Source organism: Dolichospermum sp. DET69, from assembly GCA_017355425.1.
Lineage (GTDB): Bacteria > Cyanobacteriota > Cyanobacteriia > Cyanobacteriales > Nostocaceae > Dolichospermum.
Window position 1 is genome coordinate 2,295,793 of the sequence record CP070233.1, and the last position, 16,050, is coordinate 2,311,842.

Annotated in this window: 9 protein-coding genes; 7 read left to right on the top strand and 2 right to left on the bottom strand. The window is 37.6% G+C overall.

Translation table 11 applies throughout. From position 1 onward, the window contains the following. Nucleotides 1–84: 84 nt before the first annotated feature. The 7 genes from pdxH to EZY12_10635 all read left to right on the top strand — a co-directional run bounded on the left by pdxH (nt 85) and on the right by EZY12_10635 (nt 14,638). Nucleotides 85–729 carry a pyridoxamine 5'-phosphate oxidase gene (gene pdxH, locus EZY12_10605; GenBank protein QSX69973.1) on the top strand — a complete coding sequence of 215 codons (645 nt, stop codon included), beginning with the start codon at nt 85–87 and terminating at the stop codon, nt 727–729. Between the two features lie 1,065 nt (nt 730–1,794). Continuing rightward, the gene (locus EZY12_10610) at nt 1,795–2,886 is read left to right on the top strand and encodes a glycosyltransferase family 4 protein (protein ID QSX69974.1); all 1,092 of its coding nucleotides are present in this window, start codon (nt 1,795–1,797) and stop codon (nt 2,884–2,886) included. Between the two features lie 327 nt (nt 2,887–3,213). Further along, entirely contained in the window at nt 3,214–6,711 is a 3,498-nt protein-coding gene (gene mfd, locus EZY12_10615) for a transcription-repair coupling factor (protein QSX69975.1), read from the top strand. Nucleotides 6,712–6,818: 107 nt separating this feature from the next. Next, nucleotides 6,819–8,096 (top strand): AAA family ATPase, encoded by a 1,278-nt coding sequence (locus EZY12_10620; GenBank protein ID QSX69976.1) that lies wholly within the window; start codon nt 6,819–6,821, stop codon nt 8,094–8,096. A 6-nt stretch (nt 8,097–8,102) separates the two neighbouring features. Beyond that, nucleotides 8,103–8,852, top strand: a complete 750-nt coding sequence (locus tag EZY12_10625; protein ID QSX69977.1) for a hypothetical protein — start codon at nt 8,103–8,105, stop codon at nt 8,850–8,852. A 94-nt stretch (nt 8,853–8,946) separates the two neighbouring features. Continuing rightward, entirely contained in the window at nt 8,947–12,780 is a 3,834-nt protein-coding gene (locus tag EZY12_10630) for a DUF2157 domain-containing protein (GenBank protein ID QSX69978.1), read from the top strand. 553 nt (nt 12,781–13,333) lie between these two features. After that, nucleotides 13,334–14,638, top strand: coding sequence for an HlyC/CorC family transporter (locus EZY12_10635; protein ID QSX69979.1), 1,305 nt, complete (start codon nt 13,334–13,336; stop codon nt 14,636–14,638). On the opposite strand, the gene EZY12_10640 is transcribed toward EZY12_10635, so the two are convergent. Continuing rightward, nucleotides 14,612–14,758, bottom strand: coding sequence for an alpha/beta hydrolase (locus EZY12_10640; GenBank protein ID QSX70624.1), 147 nt, complete (start codon nt 14,756–14,758; stop codon nt 14,612–14,614). The genes EZY12_10635 and EZY12_10640 overlap by 27 nt on opposite strands. A 279-nt stretch (nt 14,759–15,037) precedes the next feature. Further along, the gene (locus EZY12_10645; protein ID QSX69980.1) at nt 15,038–16,030 is read right to left on the bottom strand and encodes a PRC-barrel domain-containing protein; all 993 of its coding nucleotides are present in this window, start codon (nt 16,028–16,030) and stop codon (nt 15,038–15,040) included. Nucleotides 16,031–16,050 lie beyond the last annotated feature (20 nt).

A 16,050-nucleotide genomic window follows, 5' to 3' on the forward strand; every position in this document is an offset into this window, starting at 1 on the left:
AAATAGGTAAAAAGCCTATTTCATCAGACTTTTGACTTCCGAGAAAGCGGTACTAGCTGATCTAAATTTAAGGAAATAACAAAAATGGAAACAAGCATAGCGGATATTCGCAAAGACTACACATTACAAGATTTAAGTGAAAAAGAAAGTGATCCTAATCCATTTATACAGTTTAAATCTTGGTTCACTCAGTCCATAACAGCCCAGCTACCTGAACCTAATGCTATGACTTTGGCTACCTGTACATCCAATGGTCAGCCTTCTGCAAGAATGGTACTACTCAAGGATTTTGATGACCGGGGTTTTGTTTTATTTACTAATTATAATAGCCAAAAAGGACAAGAAATTACAGAAAATCCCCATGCAGCTTTGGTATTTTGGTGGGCTGAACTAGAACGCCAAGTCAGAATTGTGGGAACAGTAGAAAAAATTTCCTCAGCAGAATCTGATGGCTATTTTGAAATTCGTCCTGCATATAGTCGGTTAGGTGCTTGGGCTTCTAATCAAAGTGAAGTAATTGCCAATAGGGAAATTTTAGAAGCACAATTGCAAGAATTTCAGCGCAAATATGAAAATCAGGAAGTTCCTCGTCCTCCTCATTGGGGTGGTTTTCGCGTCATTCCCCAGACAATTGAGTTTTGGCAAGGAAGAACCAGTCGTTTACATGATCGCCTATTATATAGTCGTGTAGATGGTGGAGGGTGGAAAATCGAACGTTTATCACCTTGATTTTTTGTCGCGGATTACAAAATTTACAAACCCCATAAATACATTTAGGGGCTTGTATACTTGCCCTCTTAGTTAAGCAAGAGCAAGAATGGAAAAAAGAGGAAGTGTTTACTTTCTTGACACTCTGCGGTCTAAAGACACGCAGATTCTTTAAGACCTGCTTAAAAAGGATAGTCAATTATCCTCCTAGACGCTCAAGACAACTACCAGTACGACAGGTATTGCAATTGCGCTTACTTTTGATTTTTTTTGCTGCTTTTGTGAGTCCATCAATTTTTAATGTTAAACGCTCCATGATTTACCATTGCTTGTTTACCCAGGCTACGGCTATGCCGAGACGAGATAAATCAGGGGTTTCTCCTTAATAAAACACTTATGAGCGTTGATGGTTATTCTTACTTGCTAATTAAGGGACTTCCAAATAAAAAAATGTCCCAAAACTGACGCAAAAATTCTCTCTCTGTGTTCTCTGTGCCTCTGTGGTTCGTTTATTGGGATAATTTATTTCTTGGAAGTCCCTAATTTTATCATGTCACGGCGAATAAATTCTAAGTTGGCACTTCCTTCACGCATCTATTGCCAAGTGGCTTCCGTGCCTTTCATTCTATTTGGTGAGGTTATACAAGTTTTATTGCTGTACTTCCATCTTTAAAGCTGATAACTGAAGGCTAAGATGATAATTAAGAGGAAGATCCTGACCAGAGCCAAAAACAGTGATTAATTAATAGTATGATATAAGTTAACTAACCAAAATTATGTTTGATATATGTTTCTTAACACACAGTTAGATAATTATGAACTTCTATATAATCAACAAAAGTTAGCAAGAAAAAACGAGTTAGATATATTACAAATTCATGAAAAATACTTAATAGTAGAAGTCGGAAGTAAAAGTATCTTTCTCCATAGCTTTTATAAGTAAATTCTGCATCTCATTCAAGTGCATCCGCTACAAGTTCTTAGTTACTTGTAAAATAAAAGGTTTAAAATTGATCTACTGGTTACTTTATTCTTGATCTTTTTTTGCTGAAATGTATTTAAGTTTTGATACACATTTTTAACTTTATGCGAATCATACATATATTAAATCATGTCCAGGAAATCGGTAACGGTATTGTTAATGTAGCTGTGGATCTGGCTTGTTTGCAATCCCAAGCTGGTGATGATGTGGCGGTAATTTCAGCGGGGGGAGAATACGAAAAATTATTAAATCAATTTGGTGTTAAACATTACAAAATTAATCAAAATCGCCAGCTAATAAATATAATTAAGGCGGCAGTATCTTATCGAGCAATTCTCCAAGAATTTCAGCCAGATATAGTTCATGCTCACATGATGACTGGTGTGGTTTTAGGGCGGGCTTTGAGATGGGAAAATAAATATATTTTAGTGGCTACTGTCCATAATGAATTTCAACGGAGTAGTGTGTTGATGGGTTTAGCTGACCGAGTAATTGCTGTGAGCAAAGCTGTCAAAAATTCGATGGTACAACGGGGAATTCCTGAACAAAAATTACGGGTAATTTGTAATGGGACTTTGGGTAGCCCCCGGACTCGGAAAATATCAGATTATCAACCTTTAAATTTACAAAGTCCAGCGATCACTACTGTGGCTGGAATGTATAAACGAAAAGGGATTACTGAGTTAATCGCTGCTTTTGAGGAAGTTGCTCAGGATTTTCCCCAAGTCCATTTATATTTGGTAGGAAACGGCCCTGATAAACAACTATTTGAGTCTCAAGCCCAAGCAACGGCTGTTAGTAATCGGATTCACTTTGAAGGATTTCAGCCTGAACCCCAACGTTACTTACTAGCCTGTGATATTTTTGTCTTAGCTTCCCATCGTGATCCCTGTCCCTTGGTGCTTTCGGAAGCGAGGGAAGCAGGATTGGCGATTGTGGCTACTGAAGTAGACGGTATCCCAGAGGCGTTAGATAATGGGAAAGCGGGGCTGTTAGTTCCGGCTCAGGATAGCAATAAACTGGCTCAGGCATTAATACAACTATTGAGTAATAAAGATTTACTTCAGGAATGGAAACAGCGATCGCAGAAAAATTTAGAATGGTTAAATGTTGCTCGTGTACATCAAGAAACGTTGGCTGTGTACGAAGAGCTAGATTTTCAGGCAAATTTTTCAACCTATACGCAACCGGATTAATACAGGTCTTTCTTCTGTCACTCTAGGGCTTGCTGAAGGTGAACCCTTCTCTTCCTTCTTCCTTCTTCTTTCTTCTTTCTTCTTTCTCCTGACTCGGTGACTCGGTGACTCCTTCTTCTTTCTTCTTTCTCCTGACTCCTTCTTCTTTCTCCTGACTCCTGACTTCTTCTTCTGACTCGGTGACTCGGTGACTCCTGACTCCGTAGTTATTTTTTTCCCATTTACCATCAAGAGTGCAATTAAAACTTTTAAACTAGTGGATATAAACTGCGGTTAGATTTTTCTATCAGCAGTTACTTCCAATTGAGCGTAAAAGATTTAAGATATATGGCATTTTCTTCTATTGTGCGTGCTTTGGCGCGATCGCCTCTTACCGCAGAACTAATTATTAAACTCAATAAACAACAGGAATTGCGGTTAAATGGGATTTCTCGTCTTCCCAAGGGACTGGTAGCTTCAGCATTAGCAAATTGTGAAGATCAGGATTTGTGTGTCATCTGTGCCACTTTAGAGGAAGCTGGGCGGGTTTTTGCCCAAATGGAAGCAATGGGATGGAAAACTGTGCATTTTTACCCCACATCCGAAGCTTCTCCTTATGAACCCTTTGACCCGGAAAATGAGTTGAGTTGGGGTCAAATGCAGGTTTTAGCTGATTTAGTTAACTGTCAGTCGTCAGTGGTCAGTGGTCAGTTGCAAAAACAAAAAACTGCCATAATTGCAACTGTGGGGGCGTTGCAACCACATTTACCACCACAGTCAGCGTTTAAATCATTCTGTGTCACTTTACAAAAAGGGATGGAATTTGATTTAGATGGATTTGGTGAAAAAATCACGATTTTGGGATATGAACGCGTTCCCCTGGTGGAAACGGAAGGACAATGGAGTAGACGCGGGGATATTGTGGATGTGTTTCCGGTGTCTTCGGAGTTGCCTGTGCGCTTGGAATGGTTTGGGGACGAAATTGAACAAATTCGGGAATTTGATCCCACTACACAACGTTCTGCCCTGGATAAGGTGGAAAAAATTACTCTCACCCCAACAAGTTTTGCACCGATTGTTTTAGATGCACTGAAGGATTCTGCTGATTTCTCTAACAATGTAGAGATGTTCCATGGAACGTCTCTACAAGAATCGGATTTAGCATCATTAGAAGGGAGTCGGCGGTTTTTGGGGTTGGCTTTTGCAAAACCTGCTTCATTACTGGACTATTTATCAGAACATACGCTCGTAGCCATTGATGAACCAGAACAATGTTATGCTCATAGCGATCGCTGGGTGGAAAATGCTGGTAGTCAGTGGTCAGTTGTCAATAGTCAGTTGTCAATTGAATTACCTAAGATTCATCGGACTTTTGATGAGTGTATAGCGGAAATTACCAATTTTAGAAAGTTATATTTATCGGAATTGTCGGAAGAAAATAGTGGTTTAAATTTAGCTAGTAGACCTTTACCAGTTACACCTCACCAATTTGCTAAGTTAGCGGAGACAATTAGACAAGAACGCAATCGCAATTTTGCAGTTTGGATACTTTCGGCTCAACCTTCCCGTTCGGTTTCTCTCCTCCAAGAACACGATTGTCCCGCACAATTTATTCCTAATCCTCGTGATTTTCAAGCCATTGATAAACTACAAATTAATCATATACCTATTGCTCTTAAATATTCCGGTTTAGCAGAATTACAAGGATTTATTTTACCTTCTTACCGTTTAGTTATTGTCACCGATAGAGAATTTTATGGACAACATTCTTTAGCTAATTTTGGCTATGTCCGCAAACGTCGTCAAGCGACATCGAAACAAGTTGATCCTAACAAATTACGGGAGGGTGATTATGTTGTGCATCGTAGTCATGGTATTGGTAAATTTGTCAAGTTAGAAAGTTTGACAATTAATGATGAAATCCGTGATTATTTAGTTGTCCAATATGCGGATGGTTTGTTAAGAGTTGCTGCTGACCAAGTTGGTTCTTTGTCTCGATTTAGAACCAGTGGAGATCAAGCCCCATCATTACATAAAATGACCGGAAAAGCTTGGGATAATACTAAAAATAAAGTCCGCAAAACCATTAAGAAATTAGCGGTAGATTTGTTAAAGTTGTACGCAGCGCGATCAAAACAAGAAGGTTTTTCCTATCCCGCAGATATGCCTTGGCAAGAAGAAATGGAAGATTCTTTCCCTTATCAACCTACCACAGATCAACTAAAAGCGGTACAAGATGTCAAACGGGATATGGAAAGCGAAAGACCCATGGATCGGTTAGTATGTGGAGATGTGGGTTTTGGCAAAACTGAAGTGGCAATTAGGGCTATTTTTAAAGCTGTCATTGCCGGAAAGCAAGTCGCACTTTTAGCACCAACAACGATTTTAACACAACAACATTATCATACAATTAAAGAACGTTTTGCCCCTTATCCGATCAATGTGGGTTTACTGAATCGGTTTCGTAGTGCAGAAGAAAAGCGCAATATTCAAAAACGCCTCGCTACTGGAGAATTAGATATAGTTGTAGGTACACATCAGTTATTAGGTAAAACTGTCGAGTTTAAAGATTTAGGACTTTTGGTAATTGACGAAGAACAAAGATTTGGAGTTAATCAAAAGGAAAAAATCAAAAGTCTGAAAACTCAAGTTGATGTTTTAACTCTTTCTGCAACTCCTATTCCCAGAACCTTATATATGTCATTATCGGGAATTAGGGAAATGAGTTTAATTACGACTCCACCCCCAAGCAGAAGACCAATTCAAACCCATCTCGCACCTTTAAATCCCGAAATTGTTAGAAGTGCAATTAGGCAAGAATTAGATCGAGGTGGACAGGTATTTTATGTAGTTCCGCGAGTAGATGGAATTGAAGAAACCACTACAAAATTGCGAGAAATGGTTCCAGGAGGAAGATTTGCGATCGCTCATGGTCAAATGGACGAAAGCGAGTTAGAATCAACCATGCTAACTTTTGGGAACAATGACGCTGACATTCTTGTTTGTACAACAATTATTGAATCTGGTTTAGATATTCCGCGAGTGAATACAATTTTAATTGAAGATGCTCACCGTTTTGGATTATCTCAATTATATCAATTACGGGGACGAGTAGGACGGGCAGGAATCCAAGCTCACGCATGGTTATTTTATCCTAAACAAAGAGAATTATCTGATGCAGCCAGGCAAAGATTAAGAGCAATTCAAGAATTTACTCAACTTGGTTCTGGATATCAATTAGCAATGCGAGATATGGAAATTCGCGGTGTAGGAAACTTGCTAGGTGCAGAACAATCTGGTCAACTGGATGTAATTGGTTTTGATTTGTATATGGAAATGTTAGAAGAAGCAATTCGAGAAATTAGAGGTCAAGAAATCCCCAAAGTTGCAGATACGCAAATTGACCTGAATCTCACCGCATTTATTCCTTCAACTTACATTACAGATCCTGATCAAAAAATGAGTGCTTATCGCGCTGTAGCTACAGTCAAATCAAAATATGAATTAAAACAAATTGCTGCTGAATGGACTGATAGATATGGAACTATCCCAGTTTCTGCAAATCAATTATTGCGAGTTATGGAATTAAAACAATTAGCCAAAAATCTGGGATTTAGCCGCATTAAACCAGAGAATAAACAGCATATTGTTTTAGAAACTCCCATGGAAGAACCTGCTTGGAATTTGTTAGCAGAAAAATTAACTTCAAACATGAAAACTCGGTTTGTTTATTCTCCCGGAAAAGTAACAGCAAGAGGTTTAGGAGTATTTAAAGCAGATCAACAATTGCAGACTTTAATAGACACTTTCACAAAAATGCAAGGAGCAATTCCTGAAACTACTTGAGTGTAGGGTGGGCAATGCCCACCATTTTTTATATATTTCCGAAAATATAGTGTAAAGTATTAACATAACGGGTAAGGTAAAAATAATTCTATTTTTGGGAGGTTACGATGTTTAAACAAGTTACTTTAGAGAATTTTAGAACTCACAAATCAACGACTATAGAATTATATCCAGTAACTTTGTTAATTGGTAATAACAATTCTGGTAAAACAAATCTTTTAGCAGGAATACAACATTTTTGTAATCTTGTCAGACGAGGAAGTTCTAACAATGAAATAGATCAAACTATAAATGCTAATAAAGATTTATCTCCACATAAATACAGGCTTGCTAAAGATGATGAACCGATGTCATTTTCCATTTTATGGAATAATCAATATGGAGAAATTAATTATAAAATAGAAATATGTAAAAACTATAATTTGATGAGCAATGCTAGTTGTAAAGAAAAAATAATTGTCCAATTAACTAATAATCAAATATCGAAAGAAGTTGAAAGTGGTTATGATCAGCCTACAAATATACTAGAATTAAGAAAGAAAATACAATTAGATCAAGATTTAGAAAGAATAGAAAAAAGACTATGTGAATTATTTTTCCTGGATTTTGATAATATATTTAGTTATCATTTTCAACCTACATTTCTTAAACAGAAAGATCATCAGGATATAGATCACAAACAAGACTTTGAAACAAGTGCAATCCCCGTATATTTGAGAGATAGGTTAATCCCAATATATTTGAAAGAAACAGGAAGTAACTTTCAGTCACTTCTCCGTCATGTAAAAGAAAAAGAAGAACGTATATTTTCATCATTTATTGCCAAAATGAGAACCGTTGATACAAGTTTTATTGGAGTTCGTTATGATCCCAATCGTTCCAGTCTCATCTGGGAATTTGACTTAGGACGTAAGGGTACTATTGAAGAATTCATGCCAGAAGTTGTATCAGACGGCTTTATGAAAATTGCTGCAATAAGTTTGCTGGCATCATTACGAAGACCACCAGCTCTAATTATGTTAGAAGAAATAGAAAATGGTATTAATCCAGGTAATATACAACAATTGATGAATTGGATTTGGCAAGCAACATCACCTAGTCAAGATGGCTTTACAACATCACAATTTATTTTAACTTCTCACAGCCCCTCTGTTTTAAGAGAATTTAATCAACATCCTGATCATGTTTATACAGTTCGTTTAGATAAACGTAGTCGTCAAAGCGATGTGAGAAACTTAAATACTGCACTTGATACCCTTGTAGGAATTGGAGCAATTAAAGATGATGAAGTAGAATATGAAATTGAAGAAAACACAAATAAAAAGTTAATAAAAATACCAAAATATCAGTTAGCAGAACTTTGGTACACAGGGACAATTGGGTAAAATATCATGAATACTATTAATGTGGGAATTGTTGGAGACGGGCTAACTGACTATAAAGTGTTTGGAAAAATTGTTGAATGTATTTTATTAGAAGAAATATCAGAAAATATCAAATTTGATATCATCCCACTGATTAGAAAAAATATTTTTGATCATGTTCAAAAATACAAAAATGCCTGTCGCAAAAATCCTGAAGGGTATTACTTACCCAATAAAATAGCAGTAGAACTAAGAGATAGTATATGTGCTACAATTATCCAAGCTTTTGAGGAGTTTAAAGATAATGTAGACATTTCTTATAGTGATATTCTTTTAATAACTACAGATACAGAACATATTCTTAAAGATAAAAATCAATATTTTGATACTTGGGCAATTAGTTTATCTCATATTTTGAGAGAAGCAATTGAAAAATTTTATGCTTTTCAAGCTAGAAATGGATATCCTAGAAAATATTTACCCATAATCATGCCTTTAACAACATTTCCCTCCATAGAAGTTCTTGTTGCTGCTGCGAGAGGAGAATTAAATAAAAATTATGGTAAAAATCCACGCGAGTGGAAAGTTTTATTGTACAAAACCGAATATCCTCAAGATGAAGAAATAAAAATACAAGCTTTAGATTATATCACACCTGAGAGTATAGACTATATTTTTAATGATTTACCTGAAGCAAGATTCTTTATTCAAACATTATCCTTGGGATTGAAACGTTGTTTTTTAAATAGTAAATCTAATTGTGAAAAATACATCTGATTGAGAGTTCTATTTTAGTAATTTAGTAATTTATTAAATTCTTCAGTCATCTTAAAAGGGCTATTTCTAATATACACTTACAGGGTTGCAATTTATGACATCACCTTTTGAACCATCCCAGAAAATTCCCATTAAACTACCATCTAATCATCCTGACTTATTATTAGGATTAGATGACTTACTAGAACTCGGTTTAATATCTGATGATCAAGTTAAACAAATAGCCCGTCAATATCTCACTTGCACTGTAGTATTTACACCTCAGACTGCATCAGAACCAGAGGAAATTTTCACCCCTAGCACACCCCCACGAAAACCATTAATTGCCACTTTACCTCCCATACCAACAGTACCTAAAAAACCCAGCTTTGTTAATTCGATGTTGCAATCTTGGGGTGAAGAATTAAGTGTGCGGTGGTTGCTGTTTTTAGGCGTATTTTTAGTAGTGCTTTCCTCTGGTGTTTTAGCTGCAAGTCAGTGGGAAAGATTCCCCGCAGTTGGACAGTATGGGGTTTTATTTGCATATACCTTGAGTTTTTGCGGTTTTACATTTTGGGCAGGTAAACAAAGCAATTTAAGGTTAACTGCACAGACATTATTAATCGTCACCTTGTTATTAGTTCCTATCAATTTTTGGGCAATGGATAGCTTTAGTTTGTGGCAAAATCCATTAACCTTAATTGTCATGGGAATTGCCTCTGTGACTCTCACATTTATTACTAATCAACTTTGCCAAAACCGTAATATTATTACTAATTTTCCCAGTGGTAAATTACCTTTAGTCAATATTATTGGTTTGAGTTATTTACATTGGGGTTGGAAATTATCAGGTTTTCCGCTAATTGCTGTTTATTTAGCAATGATAGGAACAACAGCTATTACTGTTTATAATCAATTAACTCAACCTCAAGAAAGTACAAATGCAGAATCTCCACAATGGGGAATCAGTTTATATTTTACTTTCCTAATTTATGCCTTATTAACTTTACTGACTAGGGCTATCTTTATCGCTGGAGTTAGTGTTACTCAATTAGGTTTAGCAATTGGTATTTGCGGTGGGTTGATAATTTGGTTATCAGAAAAAAATCTCTCTCCAAATCCTTCTCTACTCTGGGAAAAACTGGGAGGAAGTTTATTATTATTAGGTTGGTTAGTTTCAGTAACAACGCAACCAGCCCAAGCAATGATAGTCAGTGGTTTGAGTTTGTGGTTTTTTAGCCGTCGGTTACAAAGATATAGTTTAAAAACCGATTTTTTAGCTATTTTCTTAATTGGTTTACAGACAATTTTCCTAAGTTGGCGGTTAGTACCTTATGAATTACAAAAATTAGTAATTAGTACAGCTACTAATTTAACTAATTGCCAAAATGAACCTTTAGCATTATTGAGTATTGCTTTATTTCCCTACATCATTTTGATGTTATGGCTAACAGATAAATTAAATCATCAAGAAAATCAAGAATTAGCAAGTTTTGGAGAACAGCTAACTTTATTTTTAGGAATTTCTTCAACAATAATTAGTTTAGTAAATCCGACATTAAGAACAATCAATCTTCTTTTATCTACTCTTACTCTAGCCACCTTTATTCAACGTCGGGCAGCTTTTTATCTTCCCTTGATATATCTAACTCATAGCATGGGAGTATTGACGCTGATTTCTAGCATTAATTGGTTTTTACCAAGTTTAAATCCAGAAATTTGGGCAGGTATTTTATTAGCTGTAATGATAGCTGAATGGGGATTTAGTCTGGGTGATGGTATCTGGCAACGTAGTGCATGGTATATTGGTTTAGTATTAGCTGCACTTAGTTTTTCTTTATTGTGGATAAATGCTCAAAATTACTGGCATGGTAATGGGCAAAATCCCAACTCTTTAGGAATAATTTGGTTAATTACTCCTTTAGCATTGACAGGTTTAGCAATTCGCACCACTGAACCAAATCGCACTACAAACAGTTTTTTAAGTGTTTTATCTATAGGGATTTTGCAATTATTAACTTTACCATTACCAGGAATTAGATTAATTGGTTTGGGTGCAGGTGTCGCAGTGATGTTAGTAAATACTCGCTATTTAAGAAACCAAATATATGCAGGAACAATTATTGGTTTTGGGCTAAGTTTTCTGACCGCATTGTTAGCAGAAGGTGTATTTGGTTTAATAAAACTAACAATATCAGGTTGGTTTGTCGTTACTGCATTGACAGTTCTGAGTTTATGGCTATGGCGTGGTGTACTTTTACGCAAAGGTACAGAATTAGCGATAATTTATGCCGCAGCCAGTGATAAATGGGCGATCGCATTATGTACAATAGAATTATCAGCTCTGACTTTGCATTCCAGTTTAATTTATCAAAGCATTATCAAAACAGAATATATCTATGTTATTACCACAGCGATAATTTTAGCATCAATCATCTATCGCAGTTGGGGACAATCGAAAGAATCGGCATTTTATGGTATTGGTTGGTGTTTAGAATTATTAACAGCCGAAATCTTAGGATTTGGCGAACATTCAATTATGAGAATCGCCATAGCTAATATCATTTTGGGTTTAACAACTCAGTTATTTGGCGAATGGTGGCGACGCAAACATCAATTACAAACATTACCCAATAGTTTCCATATTCTCCCCCTTATTTATGGTGTATTTAGCGTTATTTTACGGTTAAACACTTTTGCTAACTTTACAGGTTTTTGTTCCTTGGGTGTAGCCTTAATTCTGATTGGGGTAGGAAGACGAAGGGAAGCTTTTAAACCCCTCCTTTATTTTGGTATTATTGGGGTATCAATTTCCGCCTACGAACTCCTATTTTATCAAATGTCTCTATCGAGAGGAGGAGCTTTAGGTGATGGATTAATTGCCATGTCAGCCCTGGGGACTAGTATTATGTATGCTTACCGTATCCTCACACCTTGGTTGATTGGCTACCTGGGATTAACTCGTGGAGAACTCAAAAATATTGCCCATCTCCATTGGGCTTGGAGTAGTATTTTATTCCTATCTGCTATTAATTTACCTAGCGAAATTAATTCCTCTATAGTATTAGGAACAGGATTATTTTTAGTTCGTTATGCTATTTGGCAAGGAAAACAAAATTCTCAGGAAACAAATCAGGAAATCTGGGTTTATTTGGGTTTAATAGAACTAGGGGCATTAGGTATTTATTCACGAAATTTACCAATAGGGCAATTACTATCTGAGCAATTACTACCTTGGAATGGAGCAATATCTTGCCTATTTGCCTACTTCCTCTATATCCTCCCTTGGCAAAGATTAGGTTGGTCAAAAACACCTTGGCAACGCACAGCATACATCCTCCCACTAATCATTCTAGGAACAACGGGACTGCAAACTTATCCTATTACCTTAGTTATCGTTGCTGCTTACTACGTCTTTTTGGCTAAAGTGGCCACACAAATCCGGTTTACATATATCAGTTTAGGATTAATTGACTGGGCATTATTTACTTGGTTTCATGATTTAAACTTGAGAGATTCCCTTTGGTACATTACACCCATTAGTTTATCTTTACTATATATTGCCCAAGTAGATAAACAACTAACATTATCAACAACCAAATCTCTTCGTCACAGTTTGCGAATGTTAGGAAGTGGTTTAATTTGCGGTTGGACAATTTTGTTTTATCAAAATCTGCCTTTTATTCCCGGTATTTTCAGTCTCATTACCATCTTCGCCGGCTTAGGTTTAAAAATCCGCGCTTTTCTCTACGTTGGTACAGGTACTTTCTTGATTACCAGCATTTATCAATTAGTAATTTTTAGCCTCAGTTACTCCTTCCTAAAATGGATTGTTGGCTTATTACTTGGTATTTTGTTAATTTACATCGCTGCTAACTTTGAAACCCGACGCACCCAAATAACCGCCCTTCTTCGGAATATGAGCGATGAATTTGCCAATTGGGATTAAAAAGATTTAATATATATCAATATATTAGAGGTTGTTTGATAGCGTAGCGTGGCGTTAGCCATAAAGTGATATCAGGTATGATTACTGACCCCCCTTAGTTCCCCCTTTCCAAGAGGGGATAACAAAAAATCAAGTCCCCTCCCTTTTCTAAGGGGAGGGTTAGGGCTGACAAGTGTAGGTTTTTTACATTGTCTTGAGGACAAGACAAGGCAGACAAGGTGACAAGGGAGGAAAACCGGACAAATGAATGTATGATTAGTAACAAAACAACCCATGAATTGAGTATTTTGTGGATAAAATCCTCCTTGTCTACTATCCTTCCTTGTCTTCCCGGTCTGGCCTTTACAGAGAATATTAAAAACCTACACCTGTCAGGAGGGTTAGGGAGGGGTAAAACAATATTTGATACACCATGAGGGACTTTTAAAACATCCTCTCAGAGAATCACTGAAAATACTGAAAATACTGGATACTAAAAAGATATCTGATTTGGTGATCACCGAGCGACTTCTCATCACTGTATACTTGTACTCTTTATACCAGCAATTTTAAAATGTCTTCCTTCACGTTTGAAATTTTAACGATTTTGGTGCTAATTTTCGCCAATGGCGTGTTTTCCATGTCGGAAATGGCCGTAGTTTCAGCCCGGAAAGTTAGACTACAGCAATTAGCTAATCAAGGAGATGTCAACGCCAAGGCTGCATTAAAACTTGCAGAATCTCCCAACCATTTTTTGTCTATTGTCCAGGTAGGAATTACACTCATCAATATCCTCAATGGTGTCTTCGGCGGTGCTACTATTGCCAAAAGACTAGAAGAGTATGTGAAGCTAGTTCCCATTTTAGCTAATTATAGTAATGCGATCGCCTTTAGCATAGTAGTCTTACTCATTACCTATTTTTCCCTAATTATCGGTGAACTTGTCCCCAAACGCTTGGCTTTAAATAACCCCGAAAAAATCGCTGCTTTAGTAGCTATACCCATGCGGGCTTTAGCAAGAATGGCCTCACCCATAGTTTATCTTTTGAGTGCGTCTACGGATTTGGTACTGCGAATTTTGGGAATTACACCCTCTACTGAACCCCAAGTTACAGAAGAAGAAATTAAAATTTTAATCGAACAAGGGACAGAAGCGGGAACATTTGAAGAAGCCGAACAGGACATGGTAGAGAGAGTATTTCGGTTAGGCGATCGCCCCGTCACCTCTTTTATGACCCCCCGCCCTGATATAGTTTGGTTAGACTTGAAAAATCCCCCAGAAGAAAACCGCCTGAAAATGGCAGAAAGCGGTTATTCTCGCTATCCAATTTGTCAAGAAGGATTAGATAACGTCCTGGGGATTATTCCTGTCACCGACTTATTAGCCAGAAGTTTACGCAACGAACCCTTAGACTTAACTCTAGGATTACGTCAACCCGTATTTGTCCCCGAAAGCACACGCGGTTTAAAAGTCTTGGAATTATTCAAGCAAACCGTGACTCACATGGCCTTAGTCGTAGATGAATATGGTGTAATTCAAGGATTAGTCACCCTTAATGACATCATGAGTGAAATCGTCGGTGATGTTCCCACAGAACCAGGACAAGAAGACCCCCAAGCCGTACAACGGGAAGATGGTTCTTGGTTAGTAGACGGAATGTTAGGAATAGAAGAGTTTTTAGAACTATTTGATCTTGAAGAATTGGAAAGTGAAGAAAGAGGAAATTATCAAACATTAGGTGGTTTTGTCATCACCCATTTAGGCCGGATTCCCGCAGCCGCAGATCATTTTGAATGGGATGGTATGCGCTTTGAAGTTATGGACATGGACGGAAATCGGGTTGATAAGGTATTAGTTGTACCCCAAGGTAATGGGTAATGGGTAATGGGTAATGGGTAATGGGTAATGGGTAATGGGTAATGGGTAATGGGTAATGGGTAATGGGTAATGGGTAATGGGTAATGGGTAATGGGTAATGGGTAATGGGTAATGGGTAATAGGTAATGGGTAATGGGTAATGGGTAATGGGTAATGGGTAATGGGTAATGGGTAATGGGTAATGGGTAATGGGTAATGGGTAATGGGTAATAGGTAATAGGTAATGGGTAATTTGTGATTTCCTTCTTCCTTCTTCCTTGTTCCTTGTTCCTTGTTCCTTGTTCCTTCTTCCTTCTTCCTGACTCCTGACTCCTGATTCCTGACTCCTGACTCGGTGACTCCTTCTTCCTGAACAAAAAATAACCCCCTCATACCTGTAATAGAGGGGGTTTACAAAACTTAATATCCGCCTTCTTCCTCGTATTCCACTTGTCTTTCCTTGACCTTTTTGGGAATATTTATAGGCTTCGGTGCATCATCCCAAGCATCAGTTTCTAAATCATCATCAAAGTCATCATACTGGTCAGCGTAGGTCTTTTTGACTGGCTTGGCTGCGGATCTTGGTGCTTCCTGATAACTATCTCTTACCGTTGCATCACTCCAGTTATCTTCTTCATCTTCTTCGTACTGAATTGACTCATAAGAACGGGCTTTCATGACTTGACGCTGGGGGGGTCTTTCTTCTTCTATATAGTCCTCAGTCCATTCCTCCTCCTGCGCTATGGGGTCAGGAATGCGGACTTTTGGCCTAGGTGCTTGGAGGGGGACACCACTAGGTAATTGATTGCTGGGTGCAACTGTGCGAGGGGCGCTATAGCCAAATTCTTCTTCTGCGTCTCTTTCCCAAGGAGCTTTACCAATACCCAGCCGTTCTAAAACGCCTACCGTTAACTGGTTTACTCTTTCTTCAGCACCTTCAAACACAATTAACCGACTTGGACCAGTGCTGACTACTTCATCTATGGATAATTCGTATGTACTCAAAAACTGGTCAGGAATTTGGGGTAATCCCAAAGAAGCAATGACGATAGAGTATATTTTACCCGTTTCGCCATTAAATTTAAAGCCTCTTACCTTGCCTAATACTTCACCTGTTTCCGTGATTACTTCCCAGTTCATCAGATTACTGAGAATGTCTACTTCCACATCTTCGATGACATCTTCGTTATCAACTAAGACGACATCACCGATTTGGTTGATCGTATTGAGATACATACTGCGAGGTAGACTAGACATAGAGATCAGGCTGTCTCGCAAACTAAGCGCCACAACCTCTCTTTGATCCACATCAACCCAGACTTGACTCACGATACCCAACCGCTTACCGTTGTCGCGGGTGATTACCTGAGTGTTTAATATATCGGAACGTCTAATTACTTGTTCTGAAGTCATTCTATAGGTCTTCCTGTTCG